We start from the raw sequence: 19,295 nt of genomic DNA on the forward strand, positions 1-19,295 counted from the left end.
CGATTATTTGTTCTTAAAAATGATTTTGACAAAAAATCTGACACTGCTTACTCCAAATAGGCTTATGGCAATAGCTGAAGCTATTCATAGTGTTTACTCCTTCGTAACCAGCTAGAACCGGCCACCCTAATTACAGCCAACTAACCATCACCATTGTCACGATTAGTTTATCAATTTTAAAGATGTTTTTACTATCCTATCCGAATTCTTAGATAAGTAAAGAGTATAGAAGCTATATCGCTATACACCCGCAACCCAAAGTAAAATACCTTGTTGCCTCAGTGATAGAAGGAGAATGCTAGATGGCTAAATATCATGACGAAGATTTAATTTAAGCATTATCTTCTGACAAACAGTCGCAGTCTTTCCTCAACATCTCCGTTATTAGGGCACTGATGTTCTGAAAAACTATAGTTTGTAATCACCATAATATTGGCTCAATAGAATCTTGAGGACATGGCTTACTACCTAACTATTAAGCTTAGCGTCCTGACTAAAATATGGTTCGCCTATACCCGCGCGGTGTCTACCATGAAGCATAGACAGGACGGAGGAACAGATAAATCTTCTAATCTAGCTTGCTCAACTTTTAGACAGTGCTAGATGATGCCTTATGCGTGTATCTGACTTGTTAGCAAGAGTATTGCAGAATTAGCCGCGATTGTTAGCACAATAAATGCAACGAGTCTCGGATACACAACCTGCTTCCCTCGTGAAGCAAAGACCGCAAAAACAATTGCTGTTATCACTCCTGATAGCTGTTGAACATACGGCCCATAAGCCATTGGTAGAGCGTCAGTTTTGCCCAGAACAAATAGTGTGAATACTGCGAGTGAAAATGGCATCTGCGCTACTAAAATATACGCCCAGCTTTCGCCAATTCTTGGGCGGGGAAGGCCCGTTGAAACCGTAAAAAGAATACTCAACGCTACACCTTGGAAAAGAGTCAGTAAAAGAGCCCATCCAGCAGTGATAACACGCAAGAAAACCATAGTTGCACTCGGAGATAAAACCTGTGACCCACCAAAAGAATTAAGTTGCGTAACGAGTAAATTCTCTACAGCAATAAGGATAGATGCGGTATACACCAGTCCTAAGATAATACGGAGACTTACAGGGATGAGCGTTCGTTGTGATACATCGGTTTGTTGAGCATGTGACGGTGTCGTTAACATTTTATGGGTCCTTTATCGGTGAAGAAAATAATGATTTCATCTCATCCGGTAACCGTTGCTCTATACAAGTAGAACAACGCTTAATACATTACGAGTAATTTTGCCCAATCATTTTGGAGTGTTTTTCTCTAACGAAATCAGATGCGGTCCATCAATGTGCAAAATGTGCGTTGCTAGCTCATTCATATCCTGTAAATTATGCGTCGCAAAAAGAATCGACTTTTCTTGACTAATATTCACTAACTGATCTTGAGCGCTCGTACAGGATTCAACGTCCAGCCCATTAAAAGGCTCGTCAAGCAATAGCATCGAAGAGGTAGGTAACGAACAAGCTATTGCAAGTACGAGCCTTTGGCGTTGCCCCAAAGATAATGCCCCTAACTGGGTACTCAACATCTGCTGAGCGATTAGAGGATTTTTTGACAACATCTCACTTTTGAGATGCTTACCCTGCCGAGAGAGTACCTCAACTACTTCAGCAACCGTTAAAGTGTCGAGAGTTAAATATTCTGTGTCTATATAAGTAGCCGTAAATTGAGGCGAACCAATGAAATGAGCCTGATATACCCTGCCAAGAATTCGTAATAAGGTTGTTTTGCCAACCCCATTACGTCCGGTGACTGCTACGAGACCTCGTTCTGGTAGTTGAAACGTAACATCGTCGAATACAACATGATTCCCATACGAAAAAAATAGTTCCTCAATTTTAATCATTTATATCTTGATCCTTCGGTGTGCAAAAAATTGAAAGCAACCACTTATCTGAGTCGAGGTAACGAAGCCACATGAGAACACCAGCCGATACAAGAAATAACAAACTTGCAATAACGACGCTTAAAGAATTCTCGTCTAAGTGAATAGAAGGCGTTACTCCAACAGCGCCCGAAACGGAACACACTATGGATAGAGCAATACCAGCGCCTAACCCAGAACGAGAAATTATCCCTAATGAATTAAGTGATGACGAAGGTAGAACTACTGTTTGACGCTGAATGGCTATTTCCTCGACAGCTAACTCCAAAAATACAAGAGAAAAAAGAAGAACGATTCCAGAATAGGTACCTTGTAACGCTAAAAAGAGAACCCCTCCAACAAACAGAGGTAATGACAAAAGCACCCAATTAAAACGATAGAATCTTACAATTTTCTCACCAGAAAATTGCAAATCTCGACCAAGTAATAGACCCATGCCTAGTGATTCGGGGTTGGTAAACCGTGCCGCATGTACTCGTAGCAAGAGGCAACCCAACATGATGCCAGTAACAAGAATAAGACCTGTTAAATGTGAAAAGCGGTCACTCATCTGTAAAACAATAGTCACTACCCACGACAGCGCAAGGGATAGACCAACAAGTATTCCAATCTTTTGATGGGTCTTGGTATCTTTCGGTCCCAAACGGTGCTTCCCAAGCCAACTAGCCATAATAGAAGTCGTGATTGTGGCTAATACAGTTAGTAGTCCGGCAAAAAGTGATTGCACTATTGTGAGGGCAAATAACTTGACACCCCACTGGCTCACATCAAAATAATATGTCACTAGCCCAAGAGCAACCGCAACGGCTGTCAGGTTGATGACGCGAACCAATAATGTGCTCATTTTTCGCTCAAAGGCTAGAAGCAGCATTAGCAGTATTACATAAATTGAGACTACCTCGAATAAAACTTTAGTTTGTAGATGTATCGCCTGTTTAATCGTGAATACCACGATAGGAAGAGCCACTAACAGAGACCCCGAACAAAACCCGTATCGGCTAGCTGGAGATAATAAGCTGAGGAAAAGATGATGACGACGCCTATTCTTTGCCTCAACGTTCAGCACAAACAGTACGCACCCCATACAGATTAGTAAGATCATTCCGTTTGCATCGGACGTTTGAAGGTCAAAAATTCGCTGAAGGGGAGGAGCGATAAATGAGCATACTAGACTCATAACGATATTTATCCACGAAAAATAAGCAAGCACACGAGAAATTGTGCGTGCATTACGGGTCTCAATCCCAAAAGATTCTAAACGGCTTTGGGTAGCATGCATTACTTTACGCGTCTCGAATAAAAGCGCTGCCCGAACGCCGATGAGAAGTGAGCCAGCCCATGACTTTAGCGAATACACTCGAACCGCCTATACATTCAGAACAACGCTCACACTGAAGATAAATACCATAAAAATACCGTCAAATACCCTGTATAAGGATATCCACCTACTATCTTAAAAAATTAATGACAGTACCAATAGTAGCTTTAACGCTTGTCTTGGCAATAGTGCTGACCACCAGGAGGAATAGAGAATATGAAACTCAGCTCCTCCAAATTGCTCGATAAAGTGTTTGGGCGCTAACCCCTAAAGGGATTAGCGCCCAAACAGTACTGACTTATTCAACCTCACGCCAAACCGCTTGCGGCAGTGTCACAAAGCAACAGAGTAAAGACCCCTGCACTACTGACGCATGCAGGCGAGTGTAATCAACGCTTGTTCTTATTCCGGTGCTGCATGAAAGCATTCCACCATAACAGCATGGCCAGGCCAACGTATCCTGCAGCAATTTCACCAGCAACGATGAGTAACTTCAGCCATGTTGCCTCGATACTCGTTAATTCATCCCAAGTGAAAAAGTATGCGACCAGAGCTAGCACTGGGATCCCAAACAGTGCCCAACGCCAGAACTGAGAATCCAAAAGACGTGGCTTCATCTTCTCCATATACCTTCCTCCTGACTAGGCGCAGCAAGAACCGGTAAATTGGTCGGGTGAAACAATAGCCGTGACCGCCACCTTAAACCTTGTAGTCATGAATTACTCCTTAGGTTTTGTGTAGTGCACCATTGCGCTACGAAAGAATATTAGCACTCAGCATGTGTCTTTCACCACATATGACATTATTGGTGTGAAATGCTCTACAACCCCAAAAGCTTGCGTTCGTCATATATGCTCCCACTCGCTTCGCCTTCACCTCTGATAGCGCGGTCGAATCCGCCGTAACATGCCCTGCCTTCCATCTCCGATAGGTTTGATGGGGTCAGAGGCTTGTGCCCAAACATGCGTGGGTATCCACCATATGGACTGTTTGACTCGCTGACTGAGGTGTACTTGTCTGGAAGGTGTTTTTCTTCGGTTGGGTTGTGCTGGGTCTTGCTTACACTCGACCCTGACCTTTCTCGATTGTTACTATCATCACCTAGAAGACCGCGATAACAAGCAAAAACACCCACTCGGATATTTTGTATCCAAATGGGTGTCTAGATGGAGCGGCTGACGGGAATCGAACCCGCGTATCAGGCTTGGGAAGCGTGCGCTCTACCATTGAGCTACAGCCGCATATAGCGTTGGTAAGACGGTCTGTCTTCATTTTTATTGCTATGTTGTGAATACTTTAGCGCGTTCTGGTACTAAATGAAAATTTCTGTACGTTTAATACGATATTTTTAGAGTGTGCTTATTTCAGACCGTGATATTCGCCAGGAGATTGCTGGCGGTCGTATAGTTTTAGAACCTTTTGATGAGTCGATGATTCAGCCGGCGTCGGTTGATGTTCGTTTGGATCGTTTTTTCCGTCTTTTTGATAATCATAAGTATCCGCATATTGATCCGTCGTCGGATCAGTCTGAGTTGACTCGTTTGGTTGAGGTCGCTCCGGGTGAGCCGTTTATTTTGCATCCGGGGGAGTTTGTTCTTGGTTCCACGTATGAGTCTGTCACCTTGCCTGCTGATGTAGCTGCCCGTTTGGAGGGTAAGTCGTCGTTGGGGCGTTTGGGTCTTTTGACGCATTCTACAGCTGGTTTTATTGATCCTGGTTTTTCGGGGCATGTGACGTTAGAGCTGTCAAATATGGCGACGTTGCCTATTATGTTGTGGCCTGGTTCTAAGGTTGGTCAGTTGTGCTTTTTCCGGTTGTCTTCAGAGGCTGAGCACCCTTATGGTGATGGCGCATACGGCAACCGTTATCAGGGTCAGCGTGGTCCGACGGCTTCGCGTAGCTATCTGAATTTTCATCGTACTAATATCGTTTCGGACGGTTAGGGTTTTTGATGCGCGCTATACGTTTATGCCCCGCGGGTACGAGCGTCGAATTATTTTTTGACGATTCTCTTGAAGAGTCATTGGTTGCGGACGTTCTGAGTTCGTGGGCGGCGATGGACCCGGTTCGTTGTGTGGGCGATTTAGAGCAGAGCACCGCGGATGGGAAAGTTTTTGTTTCTGCGGAGTTGAGTTGCCCTGAAAAATATCGGGGTGTTGAAGGCTTGCAGTTTTTGAGCGTTCAGCATGTTGATGCCGCTCAAGAGCGTTTGACGGTTGAGGTGACGTTGGCGATGCTTCGTACTTTAGCTGGTTCGGTGAGTCTTTTTCATGCGGCTGCCTTGGGTGATGAATCTTCTGGTCGTGCCATGATTTTGATTGGCCCGTCAGGGCGTGGTAAAACGACGGCGTCTCGTTTTTTGGGTCAGCATTTTGCGTATTTGTCGGATGAGACGGCTGTTGTGCAGGATGATTTATGTGTACGTCCGTATCCTAAGCCGTTGTCGGTGATTGTGGAGAAGGGTTCTCCTAAACATCAGATAGATCCGGGGTCTTTGGGTATTTCGGTAGTTGCGCCAGATAATTTTTCGTATCAGCTGTCTCGTATTGTGCTTTTGGGGCGTGTTGAGGAGCCAACTGTTCCGTATGTGGAGGATGTGAGTTGGGCTGAGGCGTTAGTGGAGATTGCTGGTCAGACTTCTGGTTTGTTGCTCACCGATGATGGTTTACCTCGTTTGCTGAATGCGATGAAGCGTTGTGGCGGTGTGCGCCGTGTGGTGTATTCTGAGATTTCTCAGACGTTGCCGGTGTTTAGGGAGTTATTGTCTTCACCGGCGGAGGAGTCTTCTGCGTCGTGGCAGATTGTTCATTCTGTTGAGCAGGAAGTACCGGCGGGCCTTGTGTCTCGTATGTCGGGTACGTCTGCTGTGTTTTTGGATGATGCTTCGTTAATTTATGGTGGTGGGCGGATGTCTGAGGTGTCGGAGTTCGCTGCTGATAGTTGGCTGTTGTTGGATGAGCCGTTGCCTGTGGATGTTTTTCGTCAGAGGATTGAACAGCAGTATGGGCCTATTCCTGATGATCAGTTCCCTGCTGTATTGCAGAATCTTGTGGATTCTCAGATGATTTATTATCAGAAACCATGATGTTTTAGTAGCTGTTGTATCGTATGGTGCAACACAAAAGCTAGGGTGGGTGCTTACACAACGATGTAAGCACCCACCCTATTCTTTGATAAGCGGTAAGTGGCGTATTATAGTTGCCCTTTTTCGAGGGTTTCTTGGTGTTCTTTGCGGTGTACTCGTGGTAGTGGCAGGGTCAGGAGCAGGCCTACTGCGAGAACCACCATGATGCCAAGAATACCCCAGATTTGTGCACCGAATGCCCAGACGAATAGTCCGAATAGTAGCGGTGCTAGGGGTGCTGCTGCGCGTCCTGTGGTGGAGTATAGTCCGAAGATTTCTCCTTCATGCCCGGGTGGGGTGATACGGGAGAGGTAGGTTCGTGACGCGGATTGTGCTGGCCCGACGAAAGCGCAGAGCCCTAATCCACAAATCCAGAAGACAATAGGGCTTTGGACAAATAGGAGCGGGGTTGCAGAGATGAGCAAGAAGACAAGGCTAGAGACGATAACTCGTTTGGGTCCGATGAGGTCATCAAATTTACCGCCGAGAAGTGCACCGATACCGGCAACAACGTTACCTGCAATAGCGAAAATGATGATTTCTGTGGTGCTAAACCCAAAAGTACCTGCGGCGACGATACCGCCGAAGGTGAAAATGCCGGTAAAGCCATCACGGAAGATTGCGGAGGCAAAGAGGAATGCGAGGGTTTTAGGTGAGTTTTTGTAGAGGGCTTTTAGTGTTGCCCAGAGCTTTTTGTAGGAGTCTATGAGCCCAACTTTGGGTGCTACTGGTTTTTTGGGGTGACGACGGTCGTGACGGTAGAGCGCAATAACAAGCGGCGTGCTAAGCACGATGGACCATACTGCTGAGAAGATGGCGACTGCACGAATATTCAAAGAGTTATCGGGTGAGATACCTAAGAAACCTGTGTCTGAGCTGAGCCCCACGAATGCGAAGAGGACGATTCCTAGGGCGATAATGCCGCCGAAGTAGCCTGCAGACCATCCGATACCACTAATTTTTCCAACCGTTGAGGGCGTTGATAGTTCTGGCAGTAGCGCGTTGTAGTTGACGATGGCGAACTCGTTCATGACGTTTGCTGCGCAGATGAGCGTTACACCGTAGAGAAGCCATTGTGGTTCGGGGAATGTGAAGAAGCAAAGTGCCATGAGCACGGCTGTGAGGAATGTGTTGACTGCTAACCATAGGGTGCGTTGACCTGATGCGTCTGCACGTTGTCCTGTGACGGGGGCAAGTAATGCGATGAGCAGTCCTGCAATGGCGAGGCCTGTGGAGAGCATTTCGGAGGCGTCTTTGGGATCGCCGAATGCTTTGCTGGTGAGATAGACGGTGAAGACGAATGTTGTCATGACCGCGTTGAAGGAGGCGCCACCGGCGTCCCATAATGCCCAGGCTGTGATGGTGCCTCGGGTCCCTAATGGCACAGATTCGTTCTGCTCTTTGGCGTGTTTGCTCATAAGGATAAGAGTATCTATTGAGCGTGGGTAATGGTGTGAAATACCCGCAGAAACAAAGATAAAGTGAAGAAATTTGTGTACTTTTTACCAGAACTATGCGCACCGTCTAAGGTTCACTTCTAGTGGGCTTATCTTCAAAGGATTTGTTAATGCTGATGAGCGGTAAGTTCATGGGGTTTAAAGAAGTGTAGACGGCAACAAAATGACTGTTGCCGTCTACACGAGGATGAGGTTTTCTAAGAGATGTTGTTCTTAGACTTCGTTTTGTCCGATGGGGTCATTTTTGCGTTTTGCTTTGACCTCGTTTGTTTTGCGAGTAATGCTGACTTTGATGACGGTACCAACAAGACCTGTTAACAGTGACCATAGAATGATGTCTCGCCAACGCTCATCATCGTCGGGGTTGCTTGCGGGTGGTTCATTTCCGGTTACTTTTTTCCATGTTGCAGAGAGCGCTTTGTTTGCCACGGTGATGCCAGCAAGAGAAGCTGCGGTTCCTACAAGATTAATGGGGTTCATGTTTTTCTCCATCGTTGATGAGTATCCTTAGCAATCCTATAACAGGAGAAGCCCAACAGCGTATTACTACTCACGAATAATTCTCTAAGAAAGCGTGGAAACTGCAGATATTGTCATAACTTCTCTGGAGGGTGGAATTGAACGTGGTGAACAAACTATACTGAACAAGGCTTTGACAATAAAGCCGTATAAACATATACGTATAGAAGCGACAGGGGAGCACCGTAGGGTGCTGAGAGTGCGAAAGCAGACCCTCGAACCTGATCCGGTTAGTACCGGCGTTTAGGAAGTCGAGTTCTCTCAAACGTTCACGTAGTGTAACGTTCCCCTTCCTGTATTCGGGAAGGAAAATTTACGATGGCTAAGAAATCTTCTTTAGCGTGGCGAGTTAACGATATCGTTATCGCCTCTGTCCTGTCCGTAGCATGCGGACTCATTTTCTGGTTCTGGTCTGTTGCGATTTACCCGCTGGCAAAAACGATTTTTGCAACGGTACCAGAATATATGCCTCTTATTGGCGGTGGCTGGCTGATTGCTGGTGTGCTGGGCGGAATTGTTATCCGTAAACCTGGTGCAGCACTATATTGTGAACTTCTTGGCGCCATTATTGAGGGTATCCTTGGCACACATTTTGGTATGTCCGTTATTATCTCAGGCTTAATCCAAGGTCTTGGTGCAGAACTAATTTTTGCGGTATTCCTTTACCGCCAGTGGAATATTATGGTCGCAGCTCTTGCCGGCGCAGTATCTGGTTTCGGTATGGGCGTCTCAGAAATTATCATCTACTACGCAAATGAGCTTTCTTTTGCAAAGATGCTGGTTTACACGGCATGCGGAACGATTTCTGGGGCATTGCTTGCTGGGGTTCTTTCGTGGTTCTTAATGAAAGCACTAGCACAAACGGGTGTCTTGTCGTCCTTGGCTTCTGGACGGTCGAAACGAGCACGCGCCTAACCGTGGATACAACATCTTCCATAACGCCACCGCCTGCTGACTCTCAGCCGGTGCGTGGCGTTCGTATTAGTGTACGTGAGTTTGGTTGGCATTACGCAGGACGAGAAAAACCTACTCTAGAATCTGTACATCTGACCATTGAACCTGGACAAAAAGTGCTTCTTTTGGGTTCTTCTGGCGCAGGCAAATCAACCCTTCTACACGCCATGGGCGGGCTATTACACGACGATGATGGTCAATCTCAACAGGGCACTATCACCATTGATGATATACCTGCTGAAGATGCTCACGGTGCAGTAGGACTCATGCAACAGGACCCAGAGTCATCTATTGTGCTATCTCGTATAGGAGATGATGTTGCTTTCGGTCCCGAAAATTTAGGTGTGCCGCATGAACAAATATGGGAACGTGTTAAACGTGCTTTAGCAGATGTTGGCTTAGAGAAGTTTGACTTATCACATCCGACGAGTGCCCTATCTGGCGGACAAAAACAACGACTAGGGTTGGCTGGCATCCTTGCGATGCATCCTGGTGGTATTTTCTTAGATGAACCAACAGCAAATCTTGATCCTGCTGGTGTTGAAGATGTTCGTGATGCCGTAATACGCGCACAAAAACATACGGGAGCAACCCTTGTCGTTATTGAACACCGTGTTGGTGTGTGGGCTGAGCATATGGACAGAATTATTGTTCTTGGTGCAGGAGGACGTGTTACTCATGATGGTTCACCTACTGAGGTTCTTGCAGAAGCGAGGGAAGAGCTTATTTCTGCGGGGGTATGGGTTCCTGACTACACGCCAGAGGTTCTTCCTTCAACGCAACAGACTGGGGCAGAGCTAATTTGTGCTCGTAATGTGGCAGTAACTCGTCATTATCCTTCTGCACGAGAGCGACGTAAACGACGAAAGGCCCTTAAGAATTGTTCTGAACCGTATATTTTTGATGCGCCTATTGTTTCTTCAGGGATTAATGCTTCTATCCGAGCTGGTGAACATACAAGTGTCCTTGGCTGTAATGGTGCCGGAAAATCTACTTTTGCTCTGACCTTAGCTGGGTTACTCTACCCTGTTTCTGGGGAGATTGTAGCAACGTCAGCATTTTTAGAAGACGCTGCTCCTTCACCGTCACGGCAGTATAAGGAGCCTTCACCTGATATGACACAGTGGCGTTCTCGTGATATTGCTTCGCGTATTGGTCTAGTCTTTCAAGAACCTGAGCAACAGTTTTTAACTGCTACGGTACGTGAAGAACTTGAATTTGGGCCACGACAACTTGCGCGGCTTCGTCAAGAACCTGTCGACGAACAAGCTCTTAAACACCGTATTGACGCGTTATCTGAACGTTTACGTTTGCGTCATCTTGAAGGAGCAAACCCGTTCACCCTTTCTGGGGGTGAGAAACGCCGTCTTTCTGTAGCAACCGCATTGGCAACAGCACCTCAGGTCCTCATTCTTGACGAACCTACTTTTGGTCAAGACGCTCATACATGGAAGGAATTGGTGCTTTTGATTCAAGAACTCTTGGAACAGGGCACAGCAGTCGTTTCAGTAACTCACGATGATGATTTTGTGCGTGCTTTAGGAGGAATACAGCTAAGGCTTATCGCGGAATCAGACTATCACGGGGAAGAAGAACGTTGATGAGTTTTGATATTTTTGCGTCTACCGCAGAAAAAGAAGGGATTCTTGGAAGCGTTAATGCAGGGGTTAAAGTTGCGCTCACTTTGCTTCTGACAATTATCCTTATTCTGCTCAAAGATTGGGTGAGCATCACCATCATCTTTTGTATCGAGTTAGTGGGTTTATGGGCCCTGGGGTTGAACCCTGTGCGTCTTTTGGGTCAGCTTTGGCCTGTATTATTTGGTGTTCTACTATCGGGCTGGTCGACTGCTCTTTTGGTGGAGAAGACAGGGACGATGCTTTTTGACATGGGATTTTTGTCGATGAGCACTGGTTCTCTTGTGACAGGTATTGTTCTGACTATTCGTGGCTTGGCAATGGTTCTTCCTGGGATGATGCTCATGCTAACAACCGACCCAACGGACGTTGCTGATTCTTTGGCGCAGAGCGCAAAATTGCCGGTTCGTTTTGTGCTCGGAGCATTGGTTGCTTTACGTCTTGTCGGGTTGTTGTTGAGCGAATGGAATACACTAGGGCAGGCTCGACGCGCTCGCGGTCTTGGATCAGAAGATACGTTGTGGCAACGTGTTAAAACGTTTTGTGGTCAGAGCTTCGCCTTGTTAGTTCAGGCTATTCGTCGTGGTACACGCTTATCTATAACGATGGAGGCCCGCGGTTTTGGGTCTGCTTCAACTCGCACTTGGGCTCGTATACCGCAGTACGGTCTCGTAGACGTATGGTTTACGGTGGGTGTTGTACTGACGGTTTTGGCAGGTGTTTTAGGTGCTTTAGGATCCGGTACCTTAACTTTTATCTGGCAGTAGTTTTAAGGTTGCGTGTTTTACCCTTCTGCAAGGAATGCTAAGAATTCTTCAGTGGTCTGTTGGGACGTTGCTAATGCTGTTCCGTTGAGGTGTGTTACAGGAGCGATAAGCCGTACGGAAGAGGCTAACCAGACACCTTCAGATTCGAGCAAATCCTGAGGGTAAAGTTCTTGGTATTTGAGTTCCCAGCCGTGTTTGCGTGCTTGCTCAAAAATCATTCCTTGGGTAGTGCCGGGGAGGATTCCGTGGTTTGGTTCTGGGGTGAGGAGGGTTTTTTGCCCATTAATAGTTTGTGCCACAATGACAGAGCTGGTTGCGCCTTCTAGAATACGGCGGTCATCGGTGATGAAGATTGCTTCGTCTGCTCCTTGGGTTCGTACGTATCGTAGGACGGCCATGTTGATGGCGTACGAGAGAGTTTTTGCGCCGGCAAGTAGCCACGGGTATGCGGTGTCTTGAGCAGGATCATGTCCGCGAGGCAGAGTGATTGCTTTGACACCGTGGGTTCTTTGGTCGAGGGTATTCTGAGGCGTCGGCGCGACGGTAACCCAGCTGTGTGGGCCGTTTACTGTGGTACCACGAGAAATAATAATTTTGACGGTGTGTTCTTCACCTAGCGTCGTGGTGTGAGCCTGTTCGGCATTTTCTAGGGCGGTCTTAAGCGCTTGAGTAAGGTGCTCTTTTGCTGGTAGAGGGAGTTGCAATTTTCGGGCAGAATTTGTTAGCCGTTCAAAGTGCGCGTCAAATTTTCGGATGCTGCGATTGACAGCAATCATCGTTTCAAAGACGCCGTCTCCGCGGGTGAGTCCTTCATCTTCGATGCTGATAAGTGGGCGTGAGGGGTCTACGAGTTCACCCTCTGGGTGCTGAGGGGTGAGCATTACTACTGTTGTCATAATTTCATCCTATTCTTGAGATGTCGTTTTATACAGGTGGCGAGAAAATATAGTCAATATGTGATGCTGGGTGTGCAGGTAGTTGGAGGTTTTCTTGTTCTGCCCACGTATCCCAATAGGGGCGGTATGTTTCTCCGTCACGGTTGAGCGCTCGTTCTTTGCGGTGATGTGATGACATATCGAGCCAACATGTGATGACGTTAAATGGTGCTTGGTAGCTGTGAGGCGGTGTGGCGCCAACGCCCTCGACGATGAGCGTTTGGCGTGGGTCAATTGTCGTGAGGTGCGGTCCTGTGGGTTGTTGTGTTTCCCAATCCCAACCGAACCAGATGAGGGGTGATTGCGGGTTATCACTGAGGTTATTGAGGTTGCGGTGCCATTGCTTGATACCTGCTTGTAGCCCGTTCCATCCTTGATAGAGATTTTCGAGGGTGAAGATCTGGGATGGAATGTTGCGTTGGTTAAGGTAGGTGTAGAGGCTATGGGAGAACGTTGTTTTTCCGGCCCCGCTTCGTCCATCAATAGTGATAATTTTGGGCGCGCCTTGTTGGCAGATGTTGTGGTGGATTTTTTCGAGTAGCTGTTGTTCTTCAATGCACAGTACGCTCATGGGCGTTGAATTTTCCTCGTTTTTAGTGGGACTGGATGTAGTGGATAATTCCGGGTATGGCATCTTCAATCATGCGTTGGGTGCAGTAGAAGTCTTCTTGAGTTCCATACCAAGGGTCATAGATGCCGAGTTCTTTGAACGGTGTGTTACATAGTTGCGGGTCGTATTCACGCCAGAGGTGTATTTTTTCTTGGTCTTTGGGGTTTCGTGCGAGTTGCTGTAACCATTGGTAATGGTTGGTGTCCATGGCAAGAATAAGGTGGTATATGTCAAAGTCTTCTCGTGTGAAGGTTTTGGCACGGTGTTTGCTACTGTCGATTCCGCGTTCGTTGAGGACTTTTTGTGCTCTTGGGTCGATAGGGTTTCCGTATTCTTCAGAAGATATTCCGCATGAGGATACTTCAACATTGAGTTGTAGTGATGTGATTTTCTCTCTGAGGAGGTATTCCCCCATAGGGGACCGGCAAATATTTCCTGTACAGACAACCAAGATTTTATTCATGTTTCTATCTTTTCATGGTGGGGGAGATATTACCTATCTTTTCTTGTGAATAGATGGTGGGGTAGGAGAACTGATAGAAAAAGCGGTTTCTTTGCTCCTCCTAGTAGGAGAACCAAAGAAACCGCTTAAGAATTTTTATACGAGATGGAGTTTAGAATTTCCCGTCGTATGCTGAACGGTTGATGGGACCTGCATATCCGACGGTGTCAAGTACGTGCCAGTGTCCCATGTCGTTGTTGCGGATAACCCAGATAGCTTTGACCCAGCTCTTTCCGGAGGAGAACCAACGGTTATTGAGGTTGAGGTTGAGGCGTCCAATTCCGGTTTTGCCGGAGAAACGTAGTTTCTGTGCTTGAACCATGATGGAGCCTGAGGGTAGAACGATATCAGAGCCGTTGGGGTTACCGGTGGAACCGTTGAATGAGTGGGGGATGACTGCGCCAGAAACGTTAACTGGTGCAGACCAGTTACCGGCGTAGAATCCTGGTGCGCTTCCGGACCCGGTGGTGATGGATTGGAAGCGTGCGCTTGCGTTGCCGTAGGCGTTAGTGCGGTTGTAATCATTGTTAACGGGGACGATGTAGCACTGTACGTCGTAGCCGTTAGGTCCTGCGTCTTCTGCGGAGAGCGCTAGTGAGACTTCACGTCCCCAATGCCATGCTCGTCCTTCACCATTGGACTGGTCAATAAAGGACGCGCAAGGGATGTCTTTGCGCCATGCTCCGTCGGGGCATCCTGCAGGTAGCGTTGGGTATGAGGGGTTTGTTGCTCCACCGTGTCCCCCGTGGCCACCGTGTCCGCCGGTGCTTCCCCCGTTACCGTGACCTCCACCTTGGTGACCACCGTTTCCGTGCCCACCGTCGTGGTGTCCGCCACCGGTGCTTCCACCATTACCATGACCGCCGTGATGGTGGCCGTGTCCCTGATTATCATCGGTGCCGGTGCTATTGGAGAATGCCGCTGTGGTAGTGATAGCCAGTGCTGGGATTGCTAAGGCTGCGCCTTTGAGGACGATGCGGCGTGATTCTGAGTGAGTCATGCTGTCTTCCTAACATATGTTTTGTGATAGGTGGCGCGATAGTGCGCTCGGTCTTGCTCTAGCGTATGTCAGTTTTTTGTAGAGGAGACATGAAAGAACAGAATTGTAGGGACAAGTGTTTACACCTGTCCGCTAGGTAGATGTGTCATATTTCTGATGGTTACGTATCGGCTGGTTCTGAAGTCTTATATGGCTTTTCAACCGGTGGAGCAACACCCCTCAATAATTAATTGCTGAAAGCGAACAGTTCACAATATTTACTCAATAAATGCCGGTTCTTAGGCCGTTTTTTCGAGTGTTCTAAGGTAAACATACGCAAAAATACTGCTATCCATATAAATAAAGTTGAGTTAATTAGACTCAACTCTATTGACAAATAGATAAGAAGTGAGAAACTTAAGACAAGCGCTTATCGAAAAAGCTGTTCGATAAAGCTAAATATCTAAGAAAACAACATCTATCTCTAAGGAGTGCATATTATGTCACGTGCAGTAGGCATTGACCTCGGTACCACAAACTCAGTCGTTTCAGTTCTTGAAGGCGGCGAACCTACCGTTATTGCTAACGCAGAAGGTGCGCGCACCACCCCCTCTATCGTTGCATTCTCTAAAGATGGAGAAGTCCTTGTTGGTGACGTCGCAAAACGTCAGGCTGTTACCAACGTCGACCGCACCATTGCTTCGGTAAAACGCCACATGGGAACCAACTGGACCACCGATATTGACGATAAAAAATACACCGCTCAAGAAATTTCAGCACGTACTCTGATGAAGCTCAAAGGTGACGCAGAGGCATACCTCAACGACACCGTAACCGACGCCGTTATCACCGTTCCTGCATACTTTAACGACGCAGAACGTCAGGCAACTAAAGAAGCAGGCGAAATCGCAGGCTTAAACGTACTACGTATCGTCAACGAGCCTACTGCTGCAGCGTTGGCATACGGACTAGACAAGGGTAAAGAAGACGAGCTCATCCTCGTGTTTGACCTTGGCGGTGGTACCTTCGACGTTTCCTTGCTTGAAGTTGGCAAGGACGAAGACGGATTCTCTACCATTCAGGTTCGTGCAACCTCCGGCGACAACCGCCTCGGTGGCGACGACTGGGATCAGCGTATCGTCGACTGGCTGCTCGAACAGGTCAAGTCCAAGAGCGGCGCTGATCTTTCTAAAGACAAGATTGCTCTTCAGCGTCTTCGTGAAGCAGCTGAACAAGCTAAAAAAGAACTCTCTTCTGCAACCTCAACCAATATCTCTTTGCAGTACCTCTCTGTAACACCAGAAGGTCCTATCCACTTGGACGAGAAACTCTCTCGTGCAAAGTTCCAGGATATGACTGCTGATTTACTTGAACGCACTAAGAAGCCTTTCAATGATGTTATTAAAGAAGCTGGTGTTTCCGTTTCTGAGATTGCACACGTAATTCTTGTGGGCGGTTCAACCCGTATGCCAGCAGTAAGCGAAGTTGTCAAAGAATTGACCGGTGGTCGCGAACCTAACAAGGGTGTTAACCCTGATGAGGTTGTTGCTATGGGCGCTGCTATTCAGGCAGGCGTGCTCAAGGGTGACCGCAAAGACGTTCTTCTCATCGACGTTACTCCGCTATCTCTTGGTATCGAAACCAAGGGTGGTGTGATGACTAAACTCATCGAACGTAACACCGCAATTCCTACCAAGCGTAGCGAAACCTTCACCACTGCAGAAGACAACCAGCCTTCTGTTTCTATTCAGGTATTCCAAGGTGAACGCGAATTTACTCGCGACAACAAGAACCTCGGTACCTTTGAGCTAACTGGTATTGCTCCTGCACCTCGTGGCGTTCCTCAGATTGAAGTGACCTTCGATATCGACGCAAACGGTATCGTTCACGTATCCGCTAAGGACAAGGGCACCGGCAAGGAACAGTCCATGACCATTACCGGTGGATCTTCCCTCTCTAAGGAAGACATCGACCGCATGGTTAAGGATGCTGAAGCACACGCTGAACAGGATAAGGCTCGTCGTGAGGCTGCAGAAACCCGCAACCAAGCGGAAACTGCTGCATACTCCATCGAAAAACTTATCAAGGAGAACGGCGATAAGCTCCCTGAAGAGGTCAAGACTGAAGTTCAGGCAGATGTCGACGAACTCAAGAAGGCTCTCGAAGGTGAAGATGACGACGTTGTCAAGTCTGCATTTGAGAAATTGCAGGCTAGCCAGAGCAAACTTGGCGAAGCTATCTACGCCGCAGCTCAGGCAGAAGCAACTCAAGAAGGTGCTGCTGAAGCTGACGACGACGTAGTAGACGCCGAAGTCATCGATGACGACAACGAAAAGAAATAAGTGATGTCCGAGAATACTAACAACTCTCAGAACACTGATCCTTTGGAAGAAGCTTTCAACGCTCCTTCTGCACCAGAACACCCAGCGCCACAAGAAGACGCTGCAACAGAACCTCTACCTGAGGACGTTTCAGCAGAAGCTGAGGCCTCTGAAGAAGTAGCTGAAGATTTTGAGCAGGTGGCACTTGAACGCCTCGAGGATTTGCGCCGGTTACAGGCAGAGTTCACGAACTTCAAGAACCGCAGCGCAAAAGAGAAGGAACAGTTGCGTCAGTTTGTTATCTCTGATGTGGTATCTGCTTTGCTGCCAGTCATTGATGATATCGATGCAGCTCGTCAGCATGGTGACCTTGAAGAAGGCCCGTTTGCTGCCATCGCTAATAAGCTAGAGGAAACTCTTGGTAAGCAGGGTATGGAACGTTATGGTGCTGTCGGCGATAAGTTCGACCCGAAGGTTCACGAAGCTGTTCTGCAGCAGCCTTCTGAGGACATTCCAGAAGACCATGTAGCAATGGTGTTGCGACATGGGTATCGTGTGAATGATCGAATTGTGCGAACTGCACAGGTTGCTGTTGCGGCAGCAATGTAAATAGATAAAAGTGTAGGCGGGCTCGAATCAGCGGGTCCGCCTGCACTATACTTAGGGGATTTACTCCTCTGTACCGTACCTGATATGGCAGGAACGTGCCTCTGACAGAGAGGGATTAACTGCCTCTTGTTATATAGATTTTAAGAGAACTTAAGGAACGCTTTTGAAAGGAGGCGTCAAAACATGGCTAGCGAAAATTGGCTTCATCAAGACTTCTACAAGGTGCTGGGCGTCTCTGAGAAAGCGAGCGATGCTGACATTAAAAAGGCATATCGAAAATTAGCACGTAAATATCATCCAGATCAGAACCCTGGAGATACTGTAGCTGAGAAAAAATTTAAAGAAGTATCTGAAGCGTATGATGTTCTTTCTGATAAGAAACAGCGTGAAGAATATGACCAGATTCGCACATACGGTGCCGCTGGTTTTGGTGGGGGAGGATTCCCCGGAGGTTCTGGATTCCCCGGAGGTTTCAGTAGCACTTCGACCTCCAGTAACGTTAATCTCGAAGATCTATTGGGTGGTCTTTTCGGAGGTGGAGGTTTTGGGGGTGCTTCTGCCGGCGGTTTCGGTGGTTTTTCTCAGCCTGCGCCTAAAGGTCAAGACGCTCAAACAAGTGTCACCATTTCTTTTGCTGATGCTTATCGAGGAACGACTGCTTCTGTTATTCGTCCAGATGGCTCTGAAGCTAAAGCTCGTATTCCTGCTGGCATTAAAGATGGACAAAAAATTAAGTTGCGCGGTAAGGGGCACACCGGTCCTGGTGGAGCTGGCGATTTGACGGTTGTCGTTAAGGTTCGTAAACATCCCGTCTTTACGCGTGAAGGCAATGATGTGATTGTCCATATTCCTATCAGCATTAAAGAAGCTGTTCAAGGAACTATTCTTAGCGTCCCCACCCCTTCTGGTAAGACTGTTAAACTCCGTTTGGCTGCTGGTTCTTCTTCCGGTGTAAAACTTCGTGCTAAAGGCTATGGATTCCCCTCTAAAACCGGGGCAGGTCATCTGATGGTTATTCCAGAAATTCATCTTCCTCAGAATCTTTCTGAACAGGCGCAAGAAGCTTTTGATACGTTCCTTGCTGCTGCAGATGACGATACTGTACGAGACGAATTTCTACGGAAAGCAGCTGAGTAAGTATGGGTTTATCAGCAGATCAACCGGTTTTTGTTATTTCAGTGGCAGCTGAGCTTGCAGGGATGCACCCTCAAACCTTGCGTCAATATGACCGTCTGGGTTTAGTTCAGCCTCAGCGTGCGCCGGGACGTGCTCGTCGATACTCAGCACGAGATGTGGCGAAGCTGCAAGAGATTCAGCAGCTATCTCAAGACGGTGTTTCTCTTGAAGGCATTCGCCGTATTATGGGGCTTGAATCTGAAGTAGAGACCTTGCGTTACGAGATAGAGTCTCTACGTCAAGAGCTTGCAACAGCGAAGACTCGATTAGGGGAGTCCTCTCGCGTCTTTGCTGCTGGCGTTTCTGGCGACATCGTGAGGGTTCCTCGTGGTAAACGCCCGTCTGCCCACGCTCGTTCTCGAGCTATGGTGCTCTATCAGCCTCGATAACTACATATTTTATGGATAAAGGTTCTGCCGTATCTATTCTTAACAGGTTTGTTCTGTTGAATGGGTACGG

The 19,295-nt window shown here is 47.5% G+C and carries 19 protein-coding genes, 1 tRNA gene and 1 riboswitch; of the genes, 9 read left to right on the top strand and 11 right to left on the bottom strand.

Annotation, left to right across the window (positions count from 1 at the left end; genetic code table 11):
- Window positions 1–611 precede the first annotated feature (611 nt).
- The 5 genes from ACN08X_RS05040 to ACN08X_RS05060 form a co-directional block, all read right to left on the bottom strand.
- Window positions 612–1,175 (bottom strand): hypothetical protein, encoded by a 564-nt coding sequence (locus ACN08X_RS05040; protein WP_419108086.1) that lies wholly within the window; start codon window positions 1,173–1,175, stop codon window positions 612–614.
- Between the two features lie 108 nt (window positions 1,176–1,283).
- Window positions 1,284–1,889 carry an ATP-binding cassette domain-containing protein gene (locus ACN08X_RS05045; RefSeq protein ID WP_419108087.1) on the bottom strand — a complete coding sequence of 202 codons (606 nt, stop codon included), beginning with the start codon at window positions 1,887–1,889 and terminating at the stop codon, window positions 1,284–1,286.
- A complete protein-coding gene (locus tag ACN08X_RS05050; protein ID WP_419108088.1) occupies window positions 1,882–2,895 on the bottom strand; it encodes a hypothetical protein in 1,014 nt (337 codons plus the stop codon). The genes ACN08X_RS05045 and ACN08X_RS05050 overlap by 8 nt, the downstream gene beginning before the upstream one ends.
- 740 nt (window positions 2,896–3,635) lie before the next feature.
- Window positions 3,636–3,872, bottom strand: a complete 237-nt coding sequence (locus ACN08X_RS05055; protein ID WP_419108089.1) for a hypothetical protein — start codon at window positions 3,870–3,872, stop codon at window positions 3,636–3,638.
- A 541-nt stretch (window positions 3,873–4,413) separates the two neighbouring features.
- A tRNA-Gly gene (locus ACN08X_RS05060) sits at window positions 4,414–4,487 on the bottom strand.
- A gap of 114 nt (window positions 4,488–4,601) precedes the next feature.
- Here ACN08X_RS05060 and dcd point away from each other — a divergent pair.
- Both dcd and ACN08X_RS05070 read left to right on the top strand, forming a co-directional pair.
- Window positions 4,602–5,189, top strand: coding sequence for a dCTP deaminase (dcd, locus tag ACN08X_RS05065; RefSeq protein WP_419108090.1), 588 nt, complete (start codon window positions 4,602–4,604; stop codon window positions 5,187–5,189).
- An 8-nt stretch (window positions 5,190–5,197) separates the two neighbouring features.
- Window positions 5,198–6,331, top strand: a complete 1,134-nt coding sequence (locus tag ACN08X_RS05070) for a hypothetical protein (RefSeq protein WP_419108091.1) — start codon at window positions 5,198–5,200, stop codon at window positions 6,329–6,331.
- A gap of 107 nt (window positions 6,332–6,438) precedes the next feature.
- On the opposite strand, the gene ACN08X_RS05075 is transcribed toward ACN08X_RS05070, so the two are convergent.
- The gene (locus ACN08X_RS05075; protein ID WP_419108092.1) at window positions 6,439–7,788 is read right to left on the bottom strand and encodes an MFS transporter; all 1,350 of its coding nucleotides are present in this window, start codon (window positions 7,786–7,788) and stop codon (window positions 6,439–6,441) included.
- Window positions 7,789–8,040: 252 nt separating this feature from the next.
- Entirely contained in the window at window positions 8,041–8,319 is a 279-nt protein-coding gene (locus ACN08X_RS05080) for a DUF4235 domain-containing protein (RefSeq protein ID WP_419103942.1), read from the bottom strand.
- A gap of 191 nt (window positions 8,320–8,510) precedes the next feature.
- A riboswitch (TPP riboswitch) is annotated at window positions 8,511–8,613 on the top strand.
- A gap of 51 nt (window positions 8,614–8,664) precedes the next feature.
- Between ACN08X_RS05080 and ACN08X_RS05085 the strand changes: the two genes are divergently transcribed.
- From ACN08X_RS05085 to ACN08X_RS05095, 3 genes are read left to right on the top strand one after another with little or no spacing between them, the layout of a single operon-like run.
- Complete coding sequence (locus tag ACN08X_RS05085; RefSeq protein WP_419101973.1) at window positions 8,665–9,261, top strand: ECF transporter S component; 597 nt, start codon at window positions 8,665–8,667, stop codon at window positions 9,259–9,261.
- A 2-nt stretch (window positions 9,262–9,263) separates the two neighbouring features.
- A complete protein-coding gene (locus tag ACN08X_RS05090) occupies window positions 9,264–10,901 on the top strand; it encodes an ABC transporter ATP-binding protein (RefSeq protein ID WP_419108093.1) in 1,638 nt (545 codons plus the stop codon).
- A complete protein-coding gene (locus tag ACN08X_RS05095) occupies window positions 10,901–11,704 on the top strand; it encodes an energy-coupling factor transporter transmembrane component T family protein (RefSeq protein ID WP_419106441.1) in 804 nt (267 codons plus the stop codon). The genes ACN08X_RS05090 and ACN08X_RS05095 overlap by 1 nt, the downstream gene beginning before the upstream one ends.
- 17 nt (window positions 11,705–11,721) lie before the next feature.
- Here ACN08X_RS05095 and ACN08X_RS05100 read toward each other — a convergent pair whose 3' ends face one another.
- From ACN08X_RS05100 to ACN08X_RS05115, 4 genes are all read right to left on the bottom strand, one after another.
- Window positions 11,722–12,600: an aminodeoxychorismate lyase gene (locus ACN08X_RS05100; protein WP_419108094.1), complete on the bottom strand. Its 879-nt coding sequence runs from the start codon at window positions 12,598–12,600 to the stop codon at window positions 11,722–11,724.
- Between the two features lie 28 nt (window positions 12,601–12,628).
- Window positions 12,629–13,210, bottom strand: coding sequence for a tRNA (adenosine(37)-N6)-threonylcarbamoyltransferase complex ATPase subunit type 1 TsaE (locus ACN08X_RS05105; RefSeq protein WP_419101977.1), 582 nt, complete (start codon window positions 13,208–13,210; stop codon window positions 12,629–12,631).
- 22 nt (window positions 13,211–13,232) lie between these two features.
- Window positions 13,233–13,712: a low molecular weight protein-tyrosine-phosphatase gene (locus ACN08X_RS05110; RefSeq protein WP_419108095.1), complete on the bottom strand. Its 480-nt coding sequence runs from the start codon at window positions 13,710–13,712 to the stop codon at window positions 13,233–13,235.
- A gap of 151 nt (window positions 13,713–13,863) precedes the next feature.
- Window positions 13,864–14,751, bottom strand: coding sequence for a hypothetical protein (locus tag ACN08X_RS05115; protein ID WP_419108096.1), 888 nt, complete (start codon window positions 14,749–14,751; stop codon window positions 13,864–13,866).
- A gap of 479 nt (window positions 14,752–15,230) precedes the next feature.
- Here ACN08X_RS05115 and dnaK point away from each other — a divergent pair, with 479 nt between their 5' ends.
- From dnaK to ACN08X_RS05135, 4 genes are all read left to right on the top strand, one after another.
- Window positions 15,231–17,072 carry a molecular chaperone DnaK gene (gene dnaK, locus ACN08X_RS05120; RefSeq protein WP_419108097.1) on the top strand — a complete coding sequence of 614 codons (1,842 nt, stop codon included), beginning with the start codon at window positions 15,231–15,233 and terminating at the stop codon, window positions 17,070–17,072.
- A 3-nt stretch (window positions 17,073–17,075) separates the two neighbouring features.
- Window positions 17,076–17,660, top strand: a complete 585-nt coding sequence (locus ACN08X_RS05125) for a nucleotide exchange factor GrpE (RefSeq protein WP_419108098.1) — start codon at window positions 17,076–17,078, stop codon at window positions 17,658–17,660.
- 183 nt (window positions 17,661–17,843) lie between these two features.
- Window positions 17,844–18,797: a DnaJ C-terminal domain-containing protein gene (locus ACN08X_RS05130; RefSeq protein WP_419108099.1), complete on the top strand. Its 954-nt coding sequence runs from the start codon at window positions 17,844–17,846 to the stop codon at window positions 18,795–18,797.
- Between the two features lie 2 nt (window positions 18,798–18,799).
- The gene (locus tag ACN08X_RS05135) at window positions 18,800–19,225 is read left to right on the top strand and encodes a heat shock protein transcriptional repressor HspR (protein ID WP_419101983.1); all 426 of its coding nucleotides are present in this window, start codon (window positions 18,800–18,802) and stop codon (window positions 19,223–19,225) included.
- The last annotated feature ends 70 nt before the right edge of the window (window positions 19,226–19,295 follow it).

The sequence above is a fragment of the Rothia sp. P6271 genome (assembly GCF_048512995.1).
In the GTDB taxonomy this organism is placed as follows: Bacteria; Actinomycetota; Actinomycetes; order Actinomycetales; family Micrococcaceae; genus Rothia.